The organism is Kitasatospora paranensis (assembly GCF_039544005.1).
In the GTDB taxonomy this organism is placed as follows: domain Bacteria; phylum Actinomycetota; class Actinomycetes; order Streptomycetales; family Streptomycetaceae; genus Kitasatospora; species Kitasatospora paranensis.
Genome location: NZ_BAABKV010000001.1, coordinates 4,556,906 through 4,574,296, shown reverse-complemented (window position 1 = coordinate 4,574,296; position 17,391 = coordinate 4,556,906). Strand labels below are relative to the sequence as shown.

Here is a 17,391-nt window from a genome sequence, read left to right as displayed (position 1 = left end):
CGTGTCCCCTAGGGGACGCGCCCGCCGCGGCCGTCCGGCCGCCGTTCCGCCGGTGCGACGCCGTCAGCCGAGCAGCTGCCACTGCAGCACGGACACCTGCCGGTACGGCTGGAACGGCACGCCCTTGGGGTTCACCATCGCGATGCTCGCGACGACGTCGCCCTGGGTCATCGTGGTCGTCCTGACCGTGGGGAGGCCGGCCACCTTCTCCGCCGTGGAGCGGGTGTTCACCACACCTGCCGGCAGCGTCGGGTCGAGGTCCAGGATGTCCAGCTGGAGCTGCGGCTGGTCCTTCGGACCGGAGTCGGCCAGGGCGCCGTACATGCCGGTCGCCTCGGTCCGGGAGCCGAGGCGGAACAGCCAGATCTCCGTCCTGGTGCCGTCCGCGGCCGTCCACACCCGCCGGGTGGCGGCCCGGCAGCCGTACTCGGAGATCGCCTGGGTGATCTTGTCGGCGGCGCGGTCGCCCTTGGCGAAGTCCCCGCAGGCGAGCCACGGGACGTCCGCGTAGGGCAGGGCCGGCGCACTCGCGGGGGCGCTCGGGTGCACCGCCGCGCTCGGGCTCGCGCCCGGGGCGGACGCGGTCGGCGACGGCACGGCCTCCGCGGCGCCGCGGGGCGCCGGGAGGAGCAGCCCGCGCAGGTCAGCGAAGTGACGGCCCTTCGCCTCGGTGGTGCTGGGCGCCGGACTGCCGGAGGGCAGCTGGGGCAGCGTCAGCACGGGGAAGGCGTAGCGACCGTCGTTGGGCGTGGCGAGCCCGGGGAGGTCCGTCCGGTCCGGTGCGGTGACCGCCAGCGCCGCACCGGTGCCGGTCAGGACGAGGATCAGTGCGGCCGCACCCCAGCGCAGCAGCGCACCGCGGCGCTGCTTCCGGGCGGCGGCCGCGGCCTCGTCCAGGACGGTGCGGTCGGCCCACACCGCGTACGGGTCCGGGGCCGGCGCCGGAGCGGACGCCGAGTCCTCGGCCGGAGCCGGGGCCGGAGCCGGTGCTTCGGCCCGGTCGTCCTGGTCCTGCGGAGCCACGGTGGCGGGCTCCGCGGGCTCGGGAGCGGGAACGGGAACGGCCGCCGGAGCGGGTTCCGTCAGGGCGGGCTTGGTGAGGTCGAGTGCGGCCGGCACGGGCTCGGCGGCACCGTCGGCGGTCGGCCGGGTGGTCTCGGTCATGCGGTCGCTCCGGGGATGGCCAGCCGGTCGAGCTGTTCGGCGAAGAGGGTGACGAGTCTGTCCTTCGGCAGCGGGGCCACGCCGTCCACCTGGAAGACCACGCGCAGGTCGCCCAGCGCGGCCGAGCACTGCAGGCTGTCGACCTCCGACCCGGGCGGCAGGGCCGGGAGGTAGCAGTGCGCCTCGGTGTGGCCCGGGACCTGCGGGCCCAGCCGGAACAGCCCGGTGTCCGAGCCGAGGGTGGACACCCAGGCGTCGTCCGCCTTCACGGCGGCCTGGTGGTACTGGAGCAGCCAGACGGTCGCGACGAGCGTGTCGTCGCTCGCGGCCAGACTGCGGACGCCGCCGCCCTTGAGCGGGGTGTCCTGCCAGACCTTGCGGAGCGAGTCCTGAAGCTTCGTCGGAAGCCCGCGGATCTCGTCCTCCATCCAGGACTTGCGCTGTGCCTCGGTCAGTTCGGTGTCGTTGCCGTAGGCGCCCGCGTCCGGGCCGAGCCGGTAACCGTCCGGCACGGGCAGCAGCAGGTCGCGGAACGAACCGAAGTGCGTGCCGTTGGACTTGGCACCGAAGGCGGGGCTCGCGGAGGGGCCGGGCGCGGCGGCGGTGGGGCCCGCGGCGACGACGGGCTCGTCGTCGTAGCGCACCTTCAGGATGCCGACGCCGATGCCGACGCCCACCAGGGCCGCGGCCACGACGGCGGCGGTGGCGCGGACGGCGAACGACGGCCGCCGTCGGGCAGCCGGGGGAACCTCCAGGACAGGCGCGTCCTCGACGGGCGCGTCCTCGACGGGCGCGTCCGCGAGGGGCGCGTCGGCAGGAGGGGCGTCGGCCAGCGGTGCGGTCTCGGCCGGCACGTCGGTGGAGGGCGCGTCGGCATCCGCCGGCACCGGGTGGGCGGCGGTCTCCGGCGGGACGGCCGGGGACTCCAGCGGCGCGGGGCCACCGGGCGGGTTCACTGCGGTGTCGCTCACTTCAGCCTCTCCCACTGCCGCGTGGCCAGATCCTTGAGCTCGTTGGCGTCGACCGGGCTCGGCGAGTAGACGCTGATCCGCATGACCACCGAGCCGCGCCTGGCGGTCGCCAGGCCGTAGTAGTACGTCTCGGTGCTGTCGTCGTAGTGCTCCGGCTCGCGGGGCGCCGAGTAGTAGCCGGAGGCCGTACCGGGGATCGTGCCGCCGTTGTCCGGCACGGTGATCATCCAGCTCGACGTACCGGCGGAGATGTCGTCGGGGCCGAACTGGATGAGCTCGACCCGGTAGTGCGTCTCGCCGCGGCTGAACGCCAGGTAGGCATCCCGGCGGAAGCCGTCGTACAGCAGGCTGCGGAACTGCTTGCCGGAGTTGCCGTAGGACAGCGCCTTGTCGCCGGCGGTGAGCCAGCCGGCTGCCGTGCCGTGCTCGTAGTTGTCCCACTCCTCGGTGCCGGCCGGACGGTCGATCAGCAGCTTGCGCAGGTCACCGTCGATGTTCAGCGGCTTGGGCGCGGCCGCAGCGGCGGCCGCGGCGTCGAGCGGAACCGAGGGGTAGGTCAGCGGGCCGACGGCCAGCGGGGGCAGCGGCGTCGGCGGCCGGAGGGCCTGCACGGTGTAGCCGACGCCGGCGCCGATCACCGGACCGAGCACGGCGGCCACCAGCAGGAGGCGGGCGGTGCCGAGGCGGCGGCGCGGCCGGGCCGGCCGGTCCGGGCCGGCCTCAAGCACCTCGGACCCGACCGGCGGCTCGACCGGCGGCTCGACGGACGGCTCGGCGGGCGACGCCGTGGCGGAGGACGGCTCGACGACGAGCGGTTCGACGAGGGGCGGTTCGGCGGGCGGCGGCGGTGTCGCGGCGGCCCCCGGCACCGGGATCTCGGTGGTCACGGGGTGCTCCAGATCGGCGGGGAAGGAGGCCGGCTGCTGGTCCGGCGCGCGCTCAGCCACCGGAGGCCAGCCGCTCGCGCTGACGCCGCATCGCGTCGACCAGCAGGGCCTTGTCGGGCGTGCCCTTCACATCGACGGTGACCTCGTACTCGATGTCACCGGAGAACGAGATGCCGACCATCTCGCCGGTCCAGGCCTCCTGTTCGGGCTTCATCATGTAGCCCTGGGCGCTGGAGTCGCCGTCGATGTCGAACGGGTGCGCGGAGCTGTACTTGGAGCCGTCGGCGAAGGCCTTGGCCATCTGGCGGCTCTTGAAGCGCAGCAGGCGGACGTGCACCTCGGAGCTGCCGTCGACCGTGCGGTAGCGCCGTTCGGCGGCGTCGTCCCGGTAGCCGTACGAGCTGAGGATCGACGGCATCTCGTCCGCGTTGCTGAACTGGGCGGCAACGTCCTTCGTGCTCAGGGTGGTGCCGTCCGCGGAGCCGTACGACTCGGCGCCGGCCGGCATCGGCAGCAGGAAGTAGCGCAGGTCACCGCCGTGGATTCCGCCGGAGACGGTGCCGTGCACCGTGCTGCTCGGGGCCGGTGCGGGTGCCGCCGACGAGGCCGCGGCCGACGGGCTCGCGGCCGCGCCCGACGGCGAGGCGGAGGCCGAGGCGGTGGCCGACGGGGCGGCCGCCACGGCGCGCGGGGTTCCGTCGGGGCGGCCGACCGCCACGGTCACGGTGGCGCTGGCGGCCGTGACCGCGAGCAGCCCGGCCGTCGCGAGGGCCACGGACAGGGCCCGCGGCATCCGGCCGACACCGGCCGGAGCCCCGGTCGGACCGCCGGCCGGGCCCCCGTCCGGAGTGCCGGCCCCGGCCGCGGCCGGCTCACCGGGCAGCGGCGCGGGCACGACGTCGGGATCCGGCTCGGGCATCACCGGTGGCGCGTTTTCGGGCGCGGTCAAGGAACTCCCCCACAACTGACGAATTAGGTGGCCCGTGCAGGTGGAGGCGGGCCCCCGTCTGCCGCCATCCGACCAGGTCACCGCACGGTGAGAGAATTATGAGAGCGAACAGTCTCGGCCAACAACCGAGTTGATCGAGACAATCTGCCCGACCTGCACGCATGTCGGACACGTCGTGACCGAACCGCAACGGGCCGCCCTCACTCCTCCGGCGTGCCCTGCGCCCCCTTCTCCGGAGCGTCCTGCGGGGCGTCGGCCGGAGCGTCCGGTCCGGCTCCGGCGGGCGGAGTCCCCGGCGCGGTACCGGGTGCGGTACCCGGCGCGGCAGGCTGCGGGCGCGGGGCCACGCCCGCCGCGGCCGCCAGGGCCACGTCCAGACTCTCCCGCCGGATCCGCCGGTCGATGTAGAGCAGGGCGTTGGTGAGCGGTGTCAACGGCATGGTCAGTGCGGTACCGGCGATCATGCCGATCGCCACCAGGACCACCGTGACGACGAGTGCGGCGGGGTCGAGGGTCGGACCGCTCCCGTCCGTCGACGCCGGGTCCTGCACCAGGCCGGTCATCATGACGAACATCCCGACGATGACGAACGGCGCGATCACGAACTGGCCGACCGTCGACCCGATCAGGTTCACCAGGTACGGAATGCCGAGGCTGCGCCACCAGGCGCCCTCGTTCAGCCGCCAGGCCCGGCGGGCGGCGGCGACCACCGACGCCTCCTCCATCACCAGAACGGGGACGTCCAGGACCAGCCGCACCTGGACGTACATCGCCGCTCCCCAGCCCGGCACCAGCAGGAGCAGCCCGAACACCGGCACCAGCACGCTGTGCGCCAGGAGGCCGAGCAGGGCGAACAGCAGGAGAGAGCCCAGCATGAGGGCGAACCCGACGGCGCCGATGAGCAGCTGGGATCCCAGGACCCGCCACAGCACCGGCCGTGCCTCCGCCCACACCTGACGGGCGGTCGGCCTGCGGCCGACGACGGCGTGGCGCACCACGACCGTGGCGGTGGCCGCGGAGACGGTGAACATCACCAGGAAGCAGAGGAACAGCAGCAGGGCGGTACCCGCCAGCACCGCGACGAGCGAGCCGGCCTCGGCGCCGGTGAGACCCCGCTGTGTGCGCACCGCGTCGAGGACCCCGCCGAGCGTGGCGGCGGCGACGACGCCGCAGGCCGCCATCAGCGCCACACCGGCCAGGACCACCCAGAGGAGCGGGAGGTACAGCGCCGCGGCGTGGTTGCGCAGGCTCGCGAAGACCCCGGAGAGGATGTCGCCGACCCCCAGTGGGCGCAGCGGCACGACGCCCGGCTTCGGCGCGTACGCCTCGTAGGGCCACCCGTACGGTCCCGGGCCGGGTATCGCCCCGGGACCGTAGGCCGGACCGCCCGGCTGCCACTGCCCGGGGCCCTGCCCCGGCCGGGGTCCGGCCCCCGGGCCCTGCCCGTACCCCTGTTCCGGTCCCGGTTCCTGCCCGTACCCGCCGTTGCTCATCCGGCCCCTCCCGCAGTCGTCCGCCGCACCGGATGCGGCGCGGCCACCGAAGCGTAGGAGAGCGCCGAACGGCCCGTCACGGGGATTGTCCGCGGCGGGCCGTTCGAGAGCGCGGGATCGAGGTCAGCCGAGCTGGGCGAGGCCCTCGGTGGCGATCCGTTCGAACACCGCGAGGTCGTTCGCGAAGATCGAGTCCGGCACCGGCCAGTGGATCACCAGCTCGGTGATCCCGAGCTCGCGGTAGGTGCCGGCCCAGTCGACGAACGCGTCCAGCGAGGCCAGCGGCTTCTCCGCGGTGGAGCCCTGCAGCAGCATCTTCTCCAGCTCGCCGACGTCGCGGCCCTGCGCCTCGCAGGCCGCGGACAGCTTCGCCAGCTGGGCGGCGATCACGGCCGGGGCCTGGTTCACGGGCACGTCCGCCGGTCCGCGCGGGTCGCCGTAGGTGACCCAGCCCTGCCCGTACTGCGCCGCCAGCCGCAGACCGCGCGGGCCGGTCGCCGCGACGTAGAACGGCACCCGGGGCCGCTGCACGCACCCGGGGATGTTCCGCGCCTCGACCGCGGAGTAGTACGTGCCCTCGCGGGTGACCGCGTCGTTCGTGAGCAGCTCGTCCAGCAGCGGCAGGAACTCGTCGAAGCGGTCCGCCCGCTGCTTCGGCGACCACTCCTCCTGCCCCAGCGCGGTCGCGTCGAAGCCGACGCCGCCGACGCCGATGCCGACCGTCAGACGCCCCTGCGACACGTCGTCGACGCTCAGCAGCTCCTTGGCCAGGGTCACCGGGTGCCGGAAGTTCGGCGAGGTGACGAGCGTCCCGAGCCGGATCCGCTCGGTCGCCGTCGCGGCGGCCGTCAGGGTCGGAACCGCCCCGAACCAGGGCTCGTCCCGGAAGGAACGCCAGGAGAGGTGGTCGTAGGTGTAGGCCGCATGAAAGCCGAGGTCCTCGGCCCGCCGCCAGATCTTCTGCCCCTCGGCCCACCGGTGGATGGGGAGGATCACGGTACTCAGTCGCATGGCATCGACCCTATGCGGCGAAAGCACGACAAGGTATGCATACCGGCAGCGTGCTTGCCCCTGGCGGCTGTCACGCGTCGCCGAGGGCCGCCCGGAACTCCGCGTCGGTGATCTCCTTGGTGAGCCACGACCAGAGAGCATCGGCGGGCTTCCGGTGGAGGCCGAGGGCCTCCTTGGCGGCGCGCAGGAACAGGCCGTCCGCGGTGGCGGCGGAGCGGCCCGAGGAGCGGAAGCGGAGGCAGGCGTCGGCCGGCCCGAGGCCGCCGGCGGTCAGCCGGGCCAGTTCGGCCACATCGTCGTCGAAGCGCGACTGCGGACGGATCCGCACACCGTACGCCGACTCGAACTCCTCGCAGAACCGCCGAGCCGCGTACGCCGGGCAGTTCCGCAGCCACCACTCGTCGTTCGGGAAGTCGGTGAACGCCTCGTGGGTCAGCACCTTCCGGACAGCCCGGTCGGTCCGCTCGATCGCGTCGCGAAGGCCGTCCGCCTCCGGGCCGGCCAACTCCGGCAGCACTTCCGAGAGGACCGACCGCAGTGTCAGGTCGTCGAGGTAGTCGTCCAGGTCCCAGGCGAACCCGGCCGTGCAGTCGCCGGCGAATCGCCGCCAACGATCGACGGCTTCCCGAGGGGAGATCCCGGTGCGCCACCCCTTGCCGGTGAAGGCCTGCGAGAACTCCCGCTCGAAATCCGCTCCCACGCTCTCCTGCCCTCCTCGTCCGCTCGTCCGCGATGCCCGCTGCGGCCGGGCCGACCGGGTGACCGTCAGCCGAGCTGCGGCTTGACGTGGGTGGCGACGAGCTCCAAGTGGTCCAGGTCGTCGAGGTCGAGGACCTGGAGGTAGATCCGCCGGCTGCCGACCTCCTGGTAGCGGCCGATCCTGTCCACGACCTCGGACGGGGTGCCGGCCAGGCCGTTGGCCTTCAACTCGTCGACCTCGCGGCCGACGGCGGCCGCCCGGCGGGCGACCTCGGCGTCGTCCCTGCCCACGCACACGACCAGGGCGTTCGAGTAGACCAGGTCGTGGGCCGGCCGGCCGCGCTCCTCGGCGGCGGCCCGCACCCGGGCGAACTGCGCCCCGGTCTCCTCGACCGACGCGAACGGGGCGTTGAACTCGGCCGCGTAGCGCGCCGCCAGGGCGGGGTGCGCCGCGGCCCCATGCCGCCGAGCAGCACCGGGATCCGCTGCTGCACGGGCTTCGGCAGGGCCGGCGAGTCCTTCAACCGGTAGTACGTGCCCTCGAAGTCGAAGGTGTCCCCGAGCTCGGTCTCCCACAACCCGGTGACGACGGCGAGCTGTTCCTCCAGGCGGTCGATCCGCCGCTCGGGGAAGGGAATGCCGTACGCGGCGTGCTCCTCACCGAACCAGCCCGCGCCGAGGCCCAGTTCGACCCGGCCGCCGCTCATCGCGTCGACCTGCGCGACCTGGATCGCCAGCACTCCGGGCAGCCGGAAGGTGGCGGCGGTCATCAGCGTGCCGAGGCGGATGCGCTCGGTCTCCCGGGCCAGGCCGGCGAGCGTGATCCACGCGTCGGTCGGGCCCGGGAGGCCGTCGCCGTCGCCCATCCGCAGGTAGTGGTCGGAGCGGAAGAAGCCGTCGTAGCCGAGCTGTTCGGCTGCCCGGGCGACGCGCAGCAGCGTCTCGTAGGAGGCGCCCTGCTGGGGCTCGGTGAAGATGCGGAGATCCATGGGGCCATCATGCCCGGAGGGTGATCGCTTTCCGGGTGACGGGGACGGATTGGACATGCGGGAGACCATCACGGATTTCTCCTTCAAGGCTTTCCGAATCCCGCCCGGAAAGGAATTCCCCGGCCGCCGCGGCCGGCCGCACCCTGCGCTGCGCTCGACGCATGCGTGACAGCACGTCGAACGGTGTACGAATCCGGGCCGGACGGGACGGACCCGAACCGACGCCTCGTTGTCATATGATCCGGTCGCTTTGATCGACTGCCCGGCCCCCACCGCACCCGGGCACGGCCGAAAGAGACCCCCATGACCGCACCTGCCTCCGCTCAGGCACCCGCGCCGCAGCAACTCTCCCCCGCCGTCGTCTCCCTGAGCATGGCCGAGGGACTGGGACGGCACTGGGAGACGTTCCTCCCCAAGCGCCACGGGTTCTGGCGGATGACCGGCCTGATCGTCTTCACCCTGCTCGGCCTGGCCTGCTTCGTCCTCCCCGGGCTCTTCTTCATCTGGATACTGGCGAAGTCCCCCAACCTCTCCGCCAAGCAGGCGGCGAAGCGCATCCACGTCTTCGAGTTCGGGCTGATCGTCGCCGACGGGACGGGGCCGGTGGGGGCGTTCCGGTGGGACTCGATGGCCGCCCTGCAGCAGATCACCGAGCGGTACGTCAACGGCATCCCTGTCGGCACCAACTACCTCTACACCCTGTACAAGCAGGACGGATCGACCATCGAGCTGACCGACTTCTACGCCGACCCCGAACGGTGGGGCCAGGCCATCCAGCAGGAGATCACCCGGGCCCAACTGCCCGGCGCCATGGCCACGCTCCAGCAGGGCGGGACGGTGCGCTTCGGGGATCTCGCCGTCACCTCGGGCGGGATCGCGACGCCCAAGCGCGGTGCACTGGCCTGGCACGAGATCCGGCGCGTGGAGGTGAAGAACGGCACGCTGTTCCTCGACCGGGCGGGCAAGATGCTGCCCTGGTCGAACACCCCGGTCGCGAAGATCCCCAACTTCTTCCTCTTCCTCGCGGTCGTGGACCAGATCCGGCGCCACAGCCGCTGAGGCGGGGGCCGCGCCCCGGGTGCGGCCCGTCCTCGACCCGTGCCTCAGGCCCCCGGCGTCACCGCGGCCACGGCCGGCTCCCCGCCGGCCGTCTGGTGACGGCCGGCCCGGCACCGCCGAGCGCCGCCGCGACCGCGACACCCGCCGCGGCCAGCAGGGCGCAGCCGGCCCAGACCGCGGTGTAGGCACCCTCCGACGGAGTACCGGGGCGCAGCACCAGGGAGTCGAGGAGTGCCGCACCCAGGGCGCCGGTGGCGGCGCCGGCCAGGGTCTTGAGCGTGTTGTAGACGCCGGTGCCGATGCCGGTCTGCTCGGCGGGCAGGCGGTGCAGCAGCAGGCCGGGCAGCAGGCTGAGGCCGATTCCGCCGCCGAACCCGGTGAGGGCCCCGGGCACCGCGAACGCCGCCGCCGAACCGTGCAGCAGGGTGATCGAGCCGTAGCCGGCGGTGGCCAGCAGGAAGGCGCCCACCAGGGTGCGACGGGCGCCGAGCCGGCCGGCGAGACGGACGGCGACCAGCGCCCCCGCGGTCGCGCCGAGCACCGACGGCAGGGTGAGCAGGCCGAGCGTCTGCGAGTCCGCGCCGAGGCCGTAGCCGGTCTCCGCGGGCGAGGCCGCCTGGAAGGCCAGCGTCGGCGCCTGCGAGCCGTACAGCACACAGCCCAGCAGGAAGCTCAGGGCGAAGACCGGCGCGGTGGCGCGGCCCGCGAGGACCTTGACGTCCACCATCGGGTTCGGGGCGCGCAGCTCGCGGCGGACGAACAGGGTCAGCAGCACCGCTGCGGCGGCAAGGCAGCCTGCGGTGAGCGGGGCGGCGCCCCGGCCCGCACTGCCGAGCCCGCCGAACAGCACCAGCAGCCCGAGGCTCAGCAGCACGCCGCCGCCCCAGTCCATCCGGCCGCCCGCGCGCGTCAGGGACTCCGGGATCCGGCGCGTCATCAGGACGAGGGCCAGGGCGGGCAGCGCGGCCAGGCCCCACAGGGTGGGCCGGAGCATGGCGTCGTCGGTGGCCAGGGAGCCTGCGGCGACGGCTCCCGCGACCGTCCCCAGGGTGAGCGCGCCGACCAGCAGTCCGATCGCGCGCCCGCCGCGGTCGGGCCCCAGCCGGTCGCGGAGCAGCGCGAACTCCAGCGGCAGCCAGCAGGCGAGGAAGCCGCACAGCGCCCGGCCGGCCAGGATCTCGCCGAACGAGGACGCCTGCGCGGAGACCGCGAAGCCGGCCAGGCAGAGCACGGCGGTGAGGCGCAGCATCCGACGGTGGCCGTACAGGTCGCCGAGCCGCGAACTCAGCGGCACCGCGACCCCGGAGACGAGGAACTCCACCCCGGTGACCAGGGCCTGGTCGCCCGCGCCGAGGTGCAGGGAGTGGGCCAGCGGCGGGAGCAGGATCGGGAAGGCGCCCTGCAGCATCCCGCTGGCGAACTCGATCAGGATCAGCAGCGGGACGAGGAGGCCGAATCCGGTCATGGGCACATCCGTGGGGAGACGCGGGGCGCAGGGGAGCGCGGGGGTGGCGGCAAGGATGGCTAACCTGGAGGTCGCGGGGCCGCAACCGCACGGATCCGCTGATGTCGCCCCCCGTACGCAAGGATCGGCCATGATCGACGAGCTGGACCTCGCCCTGGTGGACGCCCTGCGCGTCGATCCCCGCGCGTCGTGGTCCCGGCTCGCGGCGCCGCTCGGTGTCGACCCGGCCACGCTGTCCCGGCGGTGGGCGCGGCTGTCGGCCGGCGGGGACGCCTGGGTGTCCTGCTATCCGTCGCCGGAGCGGCTCGGGCACGGGCTGAGCGCGCTGGTCGAGGTCGAGTGCCGGGCGGACGCGGTGGCCTCGGTCGCGGCCGAGCTGGCCGGTGATCCGCAGGCGGCCAGCATCGAGGTGGTGAGCGGGCGGGCCGACCTGATGGTGACGGTCGCCGGCCTGGACCCGGCACAGCTCAGCGCGTACGTGCTGGAGCGCCTGGGCACGGTGCCGGGCGTGCTGCGCAGCCGGACGTCGATGGTGGAGCGGATGCTCCGGGAGGGCAGCCACTGGCGGGACGGCGCGCTGGACGCCGACCAGCGGGCCGCCATCGCCGGGCCGCCGGCCGGCGGCAGCGACCGGGGCGTCACCCGCGACCTGCTGGACGACCTGCACCTGCTGCACGCGCTCGGCGCGGACGGGCGGATGCCGTACGCGGAGCTGGCGCAGCGCACCGGCCTGCCGGCGACGACGGTGCGGCGGCGGCTGACCGAGCTGCGGGCCTCCGGCCGGCTGGTGCTGCGCTGCGACGCCTCGCCCCGGCTGACGGGCCATCCGCTGGGGACGATGCTCTGGCTCGACCTGCCCGCCGACCGACTGCCGGCCGCCGCCCGGTGGCTGTGCGAGCAGCCGCAGACCCGGATGTGCGCGGTGACGGTGGGCGACGCGAACCTGGCGGCGTACCTGTTCACCCAGCGGCTCGGCGATGTTCGGCGGCTGGAGGCGGAGCTGGGCCGCCGCTTCCCGGACAGCCGGGTCCGGGAGCGGCAGCTGACCCTGCGGACGGTGAAGCTGGTCGGCCGGCTGCTGGACGGCGAGGGCCGGGCCAGGGGCTACGTGCCGATCGACCCGCGCACCGCGCCGCCGCGGCCGGCCGGGGCTCAGCCGCGCTGAAGGCGGCCGATCGCCAGTGCCGCCAGCAGGGCGGCGCCGGTGTCGAGGACGCCGTCGTCGAACTCCGCCTCCGGCGAGTGGTTGTAGGCGGCGGCGAACGGGTCGCGCCCGGGCGGGCAGGCGCCCAGCATCAGGTACGCGGACGGGACGATCTCGCCCACCACGCCGAAGTCCTCCGAGCCGGCGATCGGGGTCGGCATCTCGACGAAGCGCTGCTCGCCGAGCAGGCGCCGGGCGGTGCCCGCGACGAACGCGGCCTCCAGCGGGTCGTTGACGGTCACCGGGTAGCCGGGCTCGATCCGGGCGTCCGCCTCCAGGCCGTGGGCGGCGGCGACACCGCGGACGACGCGCAGCGCCTCCTCGTGCACCCGGTCGCGGGCCTGCGGGGAGAAGGACCGGATGGTCGCCGCGAAGACCGCATCGTCCGGGATCACGTTGGAGGCGGTACCGGCGTGCAGCATCCCGACGGTCAGTACCACCGGGTCGAAGGCGTCGAACCGGCGGGTGACCATCGACTGGAGGGCGAGCACGGCCTCGCAGGCCGCGGGCACCGGGTCGAGCGCCGCGTACGGGCTGGAGCCGTGGCCGCCCCTGCCGCGCAGGGTGACGTGCAGAGTGTCGCAGGCGGCCATGGCCGGCCCGGGGCGGGTGGCCACCATGCCGTTCGGCAGCAGCGCGGCGCCGACGTGCAGGGCGTACGCGCCCACGACGCGCTCGCCCGCCGCGTCGAGGACGCCCTCGGCGATCATGCGCTCCGCGCCGCCCGCACCCTCCTCGCCGGGCTGGAACATCAGCACCACGTTGCCGGGCAGCTCCGCTCGGCGTTCGGCGAGCAGCCGGGCGGCGCCGACCAGTCCGGCCACGTGCAGGTCGTGCCCGCAGGCGTGCATGGCCCCGGGCACCCGGGAGGCGTAGGGCAGGCCGCTGGTCTCGTGCACCGGCAGGGCGTCCATGTCGGCGCGGAGCAGCACGTTGGGGCCGGGGCGGCCGCCGCGCAGGACGGCGGTGACCGAGCTCAGCTCCTTGCCGAGGGTGATCTCCAGCGGCAGCCCGTCGAGGGCCGCGAGGATCCGGGCCTGGGTGCGGGGCAGGTCGAGGCCGATCTCCGGCTCGGTGTGCAGCTCGCGGCGCAGGGCGACGAGGTCCGGACGGATCCGGGCGGCGCCCTCGGCGAGGTCGGTCAGCTGGTCGGAGCCTGGCAGCTCGTCGGGGGTGGGCATCGCGGCCTCCTGGGGTCCATGGCGGTGGGGCCCATCTTCGGCCGCCCGCCGCCGCCCGTCCGGGTGCCGCACGGAAGCGCCGCGATCCGGCCGGACCGCGCACGGATCCGCCGCGGCGGGCCGGCCGCCGCAGGTCAGTCGGGGCCGAGCCCGGTGAGCAGCAGGGCCGTCTCCAGACCGGTACCGAGATAGTCGACGAACAGCCGGTTGTGCAGGGCCCACGGGGACCTCCGGCGGCGGATCAGTTCGACGGCCTCCTCGGTGCCGTGCCCGAGGTCGACCAGCGCCCGGGCGGTCACCAGGCCCGACCGGTTGTACCCGGAGTGGCAGCGGACCAGGACGGTGCGGCCGGACCGCAGCGCCTCGGCCGTCCGGCCGGCCAGCCGGATCACGGTGTCGATCTGGCCGGGCGAGAGCGGACCGTCGGGGACGGGCCCGCAGTGGTGCGCGACCTGCGGGTCGGGCCCGTGCCCGGGGATGTCGACCAGGCTCACCACGGTGTCGAACTCGGACCGCACCACGGCGGGCTCGATGCCTTCCGGACCGAGCCACCAGTGGCCGCCCATCCACAGCCCCGGAACGATCTCGTTCCAGGGCGCGGACGGGCCCGGTACGTCGCGGTCCCGTTGCCTGGTGCGCATGTGTCCCTCCCGCTGCGGAACGGCCCGCGGGCGGGCCGCGTTCCCGTCCCGGGCGGGGTGGTACCCGCCTCTCCCGGGGAGCCGCGGGGGTGCGCGAAGATGGAGCGGTGACCGCCACCCCGCCGCGCCCCCGTCTGATCGCCACCGACCTGGACGGCACCCTGCTGTGCCGCGGTGGCACGGTCTCGGAACGGACGGCGGCGGCGCTCGCCGCCGCCGAGCGGGCCGGGCTCCGGGTGGTGTTCGTGACCGGCCGGCCGCCGCGCTGGATGGCGCAGCTGAGCCCGCACATCGGGGGCCACGGGGTGGCGATCTGCTCCAACGGCGGCGCCGTGGTCGACGTGCACCGCGGGGAGCTCCTGGAGACCTTCCCGCTGGACCGGGAGGCGACCCTGGCGGTCGTCCGGGCGCTGCGCGAGCGGCTGCCCGGGACGGCGTTCGCCTTCGAGTTCCCCGGCGGTTTCGCCCGCGAGCCGGAGTACACGCTGGTGATGTGGGAGTCGGACAAGCCGCACCCGGTGGCGCCGGCCGAGCAGCTGATCGCCGAGGGCCGGGTGGACGGCCTGTTCAAGCTGCTCGCCAAGCACCCGGTCCTCGACCCGGACACCTTCCTGCGGGAGGCCAGGGAGGCCGCCGGGCACGTCGTGGAGATCACCCGGTCGAGCCCGGTGTCGCTGGTGGAGATCAGCGCCGCGGGCGTCACCAAGGCGAGCACGCTGGCCCGCTGGTGCGGCGAGCAGGGCATCGACCGCTCGGAGGTGGTGGCCTTCGGCGACATGCCGAACGACCTGGAGATGCTTGCCTGGGCGGGTGCGTCGTACGCGGTCGCCAACGCGCATCCGGACGTGCTGGCCGCGGTGGCCCAGCACACCGTCAGCAACGAGGACGACGGCGTGGCGGCGGTGATCGAGACGCTGTTCTGACGACTCCGGCGCGTGGACCGTCCGATGCCGTCGGTAATCTGTTCGATCGTCAGCCGCGGCCACCGGGGCCGCGCACCGATCGGGGGATCCTCCAGCATGTCTTCGCGCACCGCCCTGCGAGCGGCGGCCCTGGCCGTCTCCGCCCTGGCCCTGACCGCCTGCAACGACCCCGGCGGCGCCGCGGCCGGGAGCGCCGCCCCCTCCGCGCCCGCCTCGGCCGCCGCGAGCGCACCGGCCGGGAAGCCGAGCGCCCCGGCGTCCGCCGCGGCCGCCGACCACGGCCTCGACAGCCCCCGCCGGGCCAGGCCCGGGTGGCCGGCCTCGCCCTGCTGCCGTGGGAGTGGGGCAACGGCTTCAAGGAGAGCGGCAAGCCCTCGGAGGACACCTCTCTGGCCCTGCCCGCGCTGGACGCCTCCTGCCATCTCACCGGGAGCACCCCGGTGAAGGGGCTGACCGGCCGGATGCAGCGGACGGTGGAGCTGCCCAGCCCGGCCGGCACGGGGGTCTCCGTATTCGGGTGGTCCGAGGCCGAGGTGTTCGGCTCGGCGGACGCCTCGCACCGCGACTTCGCGGACACCCGGGCCGGTGCCAAGCGGTGCCCGGCCTACACCGACGACGCGTCCGGCGACCGCTTCAGCGGCGTCCACGAGGTGAAGGCCCCGAGCGTCGCGGGCGCCGACGAGGTCTACGCCGAGGAGGGCACGGGGGTGTTCGTCCTGGCGGACGGGAAGAAGAGCGACCCGCTGCCGTACGTGCTGCTGGTGGCGCGCAAGGGCGAGGTGACCTTCGACGTCTACGCCGACATCGACGACGGCCGGGGCATCGCGGCCGCCCGCACGTACGCCGGTGAGGCGATGCGGACACTGGCCATCAAGTTCTGACGCCTGCGGCAGAGGGCACCGGGCCCGGGCGGGCGGGTGGTCAGAGCCTGACCGTCCAGCTCACCCGGGTGCCCCGGCCGTCCGGCCCGCACTCGTGCCAGGCGTCGCCGCCGAGCGCCTCGGCCCGCCGGGTGAGGTTGCGCAGCCCGCTGCGCCGGCCGCCGTCCGGGATGCCGACGCCGTCGTCGGTGACGGTCAGCAGCGCTCCGGGCCGGGCCTCCTCCAGCTCCTCCACGACGGTGCCCGGCAGCGGCCGGCCCTCGCGGTCCAGGTGGACGGTGGCGTCGAGCTGGACGGAGACCCGGGAGGCGCGCGCGTGCCGGGCCGTGTTGGAGAGCATCTCCCGCAACGCCGCCAGGAGCTGACGGGCGGCCTGTTCCCCGACCAGGCTCTCCACCGGCCCGGTGAAGCCGACCGACGGTTTGAAGCCCAGCGCGGCGGCGGCCTGGCTGGCCTCCCGCAGCACCCTGGTGCGCAGCGTGTCGGGCTCGTCGCCGGTGTCGTGCTGCAGGGCGTAGATCGTGGTCCGGACCTCCTGGATGGTGGCGTCCAGCTCGTCCACGGCCTGGCCGATCCGCTCCCTGACCTCCGGGACGCCGGCCCGGCGGGCGGCGCCCTCCAGCACCATCCCGGTGGCGAACAGCCGCTGGATGACCAGGTCGTGCAAGTCCCGCGCGATCCGGTCGCGGTCCTGGAAGACGGCGAGCCGCTGCTGGTCGCGCTGGCCCTCGGCGAGCCGCAGCGCCAGCGCCGCCTGCGAGGCGAAGGTCTGCGCGAGCTGCTTCTCCCCTCGGTGAACGGCGCGCTGCCACGGGTGCGCCAGACCGCGAGCCCGCCGAGGACCCGGCCGGACGAGATCATCGGCACCGCCATCGACGGTCCGAAGCGCCGGGCCAGCCGGAGCACCACGCCCGGGTGGGTGGACATGTCCTCGAAGTAGACGCTCTGCCCGGCCAGCAGCCGTCCGGCGAAACTGCCCTCCGGCATCAGTTCGCCCCGGACGAACTCGGCGGACTCGCCGGAGGCGTGCGCCACCCGCATCTGACCGTCGCCGGTGGGCAGCAGGATCATCCCGAGGGCGCCGTCGGCGAGTTCACGGACCTGCTCGGCGGCGACGGTCAGCGCGAGCTGCGCCTCGTCGGTGGAGAGCAGCGCGGTGGTGACGGCGGCCGCGCCGGCGATCCACCGCTCGCGGCGCCGGCCCTCCTCGTACAGCCGGGCGTTCTCGATCGCCACCCCGGCCGCGGTGGCGAGGGCCAGCACCACCTGTTCGTCCTCGGGGGTGAAGCCGGCGCCGCCCTGCTTCTCGGTGAGGTAGAGGTTGCCGAAGACCTCGCCGCGGACCCGGATCGGCACGCCGAGGAAGGACGTCATCGGCGGGTGGTGCGGCGGGAACCCGGCGGACCGCGGGTCCTCGCGGAGGTCGGCCAGGCGCAGCGGCTCGGGCCGGTCGATCAGCGCCCCGAGGATGCCGCGGCCGGAGGGCAGGTCGCCGATCCGCGCGGCGGTCTCGTCGTCGATGCCGACGTGGATGAAGTCGGACAGGCCGCTGCCGTGCGGGGACACCACGCCGAGTGCGGCGTACTCGGCGTCCACGAGCTCCGCCGCGCCGGTGGCGATCCGCTGGAGGGTGGCGTGCAGGTCGAGCCCGGACCCGACGGAGACCACGGCCTCCAGCAGCCGCTGCATGCGGTCCGTGACGGCGGCGGCGGACTGCAGTCGTTCGGAGACCTCGGTGACCAGCGTGTCCAGGCCGAGCGAGGCGATCTCCGGCACGCGGTGCGCGGTCCGGTCGGGGGCGGCTCCATGCTCACGAGCCTAGGCTCGCGGGCCTCCGGGTGCAGGGTTCCGGCACCGTGCGGGGGGCGCGCCGG

At 74.6% G+C, this 17,391-nt stretch carries 14 protein-coding genes and 2 pseudogenes; 4 read left to right on the top strand and 12 right to left on the bottom strand.

The window, feature by feature from the left end:
- Positions 1–63: 63 nt before the first annotated feature.
- From ABEB13_RS22070 to ABEB13_RS22035, 8 genes and pseudogenes are all read right to left on the bottom strand, one after another.
- Positions 64–1,164, bottom strand: coding sequence for a hypothetical protein (locus ABEB13_RS22070; RefSeq protein WP_345706883.1), 1,101 nt, complete (start codon positions 1,162–1,164; stop codon positions 64–66).
- The gene (locus tag ABEB13_RS22065) at positions 1,161–2,135 is read right to left on the bottom strand and encodes a hypothetical protein (RefSeq protein WP_345706882.1); all 975 of its coding nucleotides are present in this window, start codon (positions 2,133–2,135) and stop codon (positions 1,161–1,163) included. The genes ABEB13_RS22070 and ABEB13_RS22065 overlap by 4 nt, the downstream gene beginning before the upstream one ends.
- Positions 2,132–3,022, bottom strand: a complete 891-nt coding sequence (locus ABEB13_RS22060) for a hypothetical protein (RefSeq protein WP_345706881.1) — start codon at positions 3,020–3,022, stop codon at positions 2,132–2,134. Before ABEB13_RS22060 ends, ABEB13_RS22065 begins: the two co-directional genes overlap by 4 nt.
- A gap of 52 nt (positions 3,023–3,074) precedes the next feature.
- Positions 3,075–3,971 carry a hypothetical protein gene (locus ABEB13_RS22055; RefSeq protein ID WP_345706880.1) on the bottom strand — a complete coding sequence of 299 codons (897 nt, stop codon included), beginning with the start codon at positions 3,969–3,971 and terminating at the stop codon, positions 3,075–3,077.
- Between the two features lie 200 nt (positions 3,972–4,171).
- Complete coding sequence (locus tag ABEB13_RS22050; protein WP_345706879.1) at positions 4,172–5,272, bottom strand: hypothetical protein; 1,101 nt, start codon at positions 5,270–5,272, stop codon at positions 4,172–4,174.
- Between the two features lie 315 nt (positions 5,273–5,587).
- The gene (locus ABEB13_RS22045) at positions 5,588–6,475 is read right to left on the bottom strand and encodes an LLM class flavin-dependent oxidoreductase (RefSeq protein ID WP_380230478.1); all 888 of its coding nucleotides are present in this window, start codon (positions 6,473–6,475) and stop codon (positions 5,588–5,590) included.
- A 70-nt stretch (positions 6,476–6,545) separates the two neighbouring features.
- Positions 6,546–7,175 (bottom strand): hypothetical protein, encoded by a 630-nt coding sequence (locus ABEB13_RS22040; protein WP_345706877.1) that lies wholly within the window; start codon positions 7,173–7,175, stop codon positions 6,546–6,548.
- Positions 7,176–7,240: 65 nt separating this feature from the next.
- Positions 7,241–8,163: pseudogene (locus ABEB13_RS22035) on the bottom strand (LLM class F420-dependent oxidoreductase).
- 303 nt (positions 8,164–8,466) lie between these two features.
- Here ABEB13_RS22035 and ABEB13_RS22030 point away from each other — a divergent pair.
- Positions 8,467–9,222, top strand: coding sequence for a DUF6585 family protein (locus ABEB13_RS22030; protein WP_345706876.1), 756 nt, complete (start codon positions 8,467–8,469; stop codon positions 9,220–9,222).
- 58 nt (positions 9,223–9,280) lie between these two features.
- On the opposite strand, the gene ABEB13_RS22025 is transcribed toward ABEB13_RS22030, so the two are convergent.
- The gene (locus ABEB13_RS22025; RefSeq protein WP_345706875.1) at positions 9,281–10,687 is read right to left on the bottom strand and encodes an MFS transporter; all 1,407 of its coding nucleotides are present in this window, start codon (positions 10,685–10,687) and stop codon (positions 9,281–9,283) included.
- Positions 10,688–10,817: 130 nt separating this feature from the next.
- Here ABEB13_RS22025 and ABEB13_RS22020 point away from each other — a divergent pair, with 130 nt between their 5' ends.
- On the top strand, positions 10,818–11,852 hold the full coding sequence (locus ABEB13_RS22020) for an Lrp/AsnC family transcriptional regulator (protein WP_345706874.1): 1,035 nt from the start codon (positions 10,818–10,820) through the stop codon (positions 11,850–11,852).
- Here ABEB13_RS22020 and ABEB13_RS22015 read toward each other — a convergent pair.
- Positions 11,840–13,072 carry a M20 metallopeptidase family protein gene (locus tag ABEB13_RS22015; protein ID WP_345706873.1) on the bottom strand — a complete coding sequence of 411 codons (1,233 nt, stop codon included), beginning with the start codon at positions 13,070–13,072 and terminating at the stop codon, positions 11,840–11,842. The genes ABEB13_RS22020 and ABEB13_RS22015 overlap by 13 nt on opposite strands.
- 134 nt (positions 13,073–13,206) lie before the next feature.
- On the bottom strand, positions 13,207–13,713 hold the full coding sequence (locus ABEB13_RS22010) for a protein-tyrosine phosphatase family protein (protein WP_345706872.1): 507 nt from the start codon (positions 13,711–13,713) through the stop codon (positions 13,207–13,209).
- 107 nt (positions 13,714–13,820) lie between these two features.
- Between ABEB13_RS22010 and ABEB13_RS22005 the strand changes: the two genes are divergently transcribed.
- Together ABEB13_RS22005 and ABEB13_RS22000 are read left to right on the top strand one after the other, a co-directional pair.
- On the top strand, positions 13,821–14,636 hold the full coding sequence (locus ABEB13_RS22005; RefSeq protein WP_345706871.1) for an HAD family hydrolase: 816 nt from the start codon (positions 13,821–13,823) through the stop codon (positions 14,634–14,636).
- A 311-nt stretch (positions 14,637–14,947) separates the two neighbouring features.
- The gene (locus tag ABEB13_RS22000; RefSeq protein WP_345706870.1) at positions 14,948–15,517 is read left to right on the top strand and encodes a hypothetical protein; all 570 of its coding nucleotides are present in this window, start codon (positions 14,948–14,950) and stop codon (positions 15,515–15,517) included.
- Between the two features lie 40 nt (positions 15,518–15,557).
- On the opposite strand, the pseudogene ABEB13_RS40670 reads toward ABEB13_RS22000, so the two are convergent.
- Positions 15,558–17,206, bottom strand: a pseudogene (locus tag ABEB13_RS40670) (sensor histidine kinase).
- Positions 17,207–17,391: the final 185 nt, after the last annotated feature.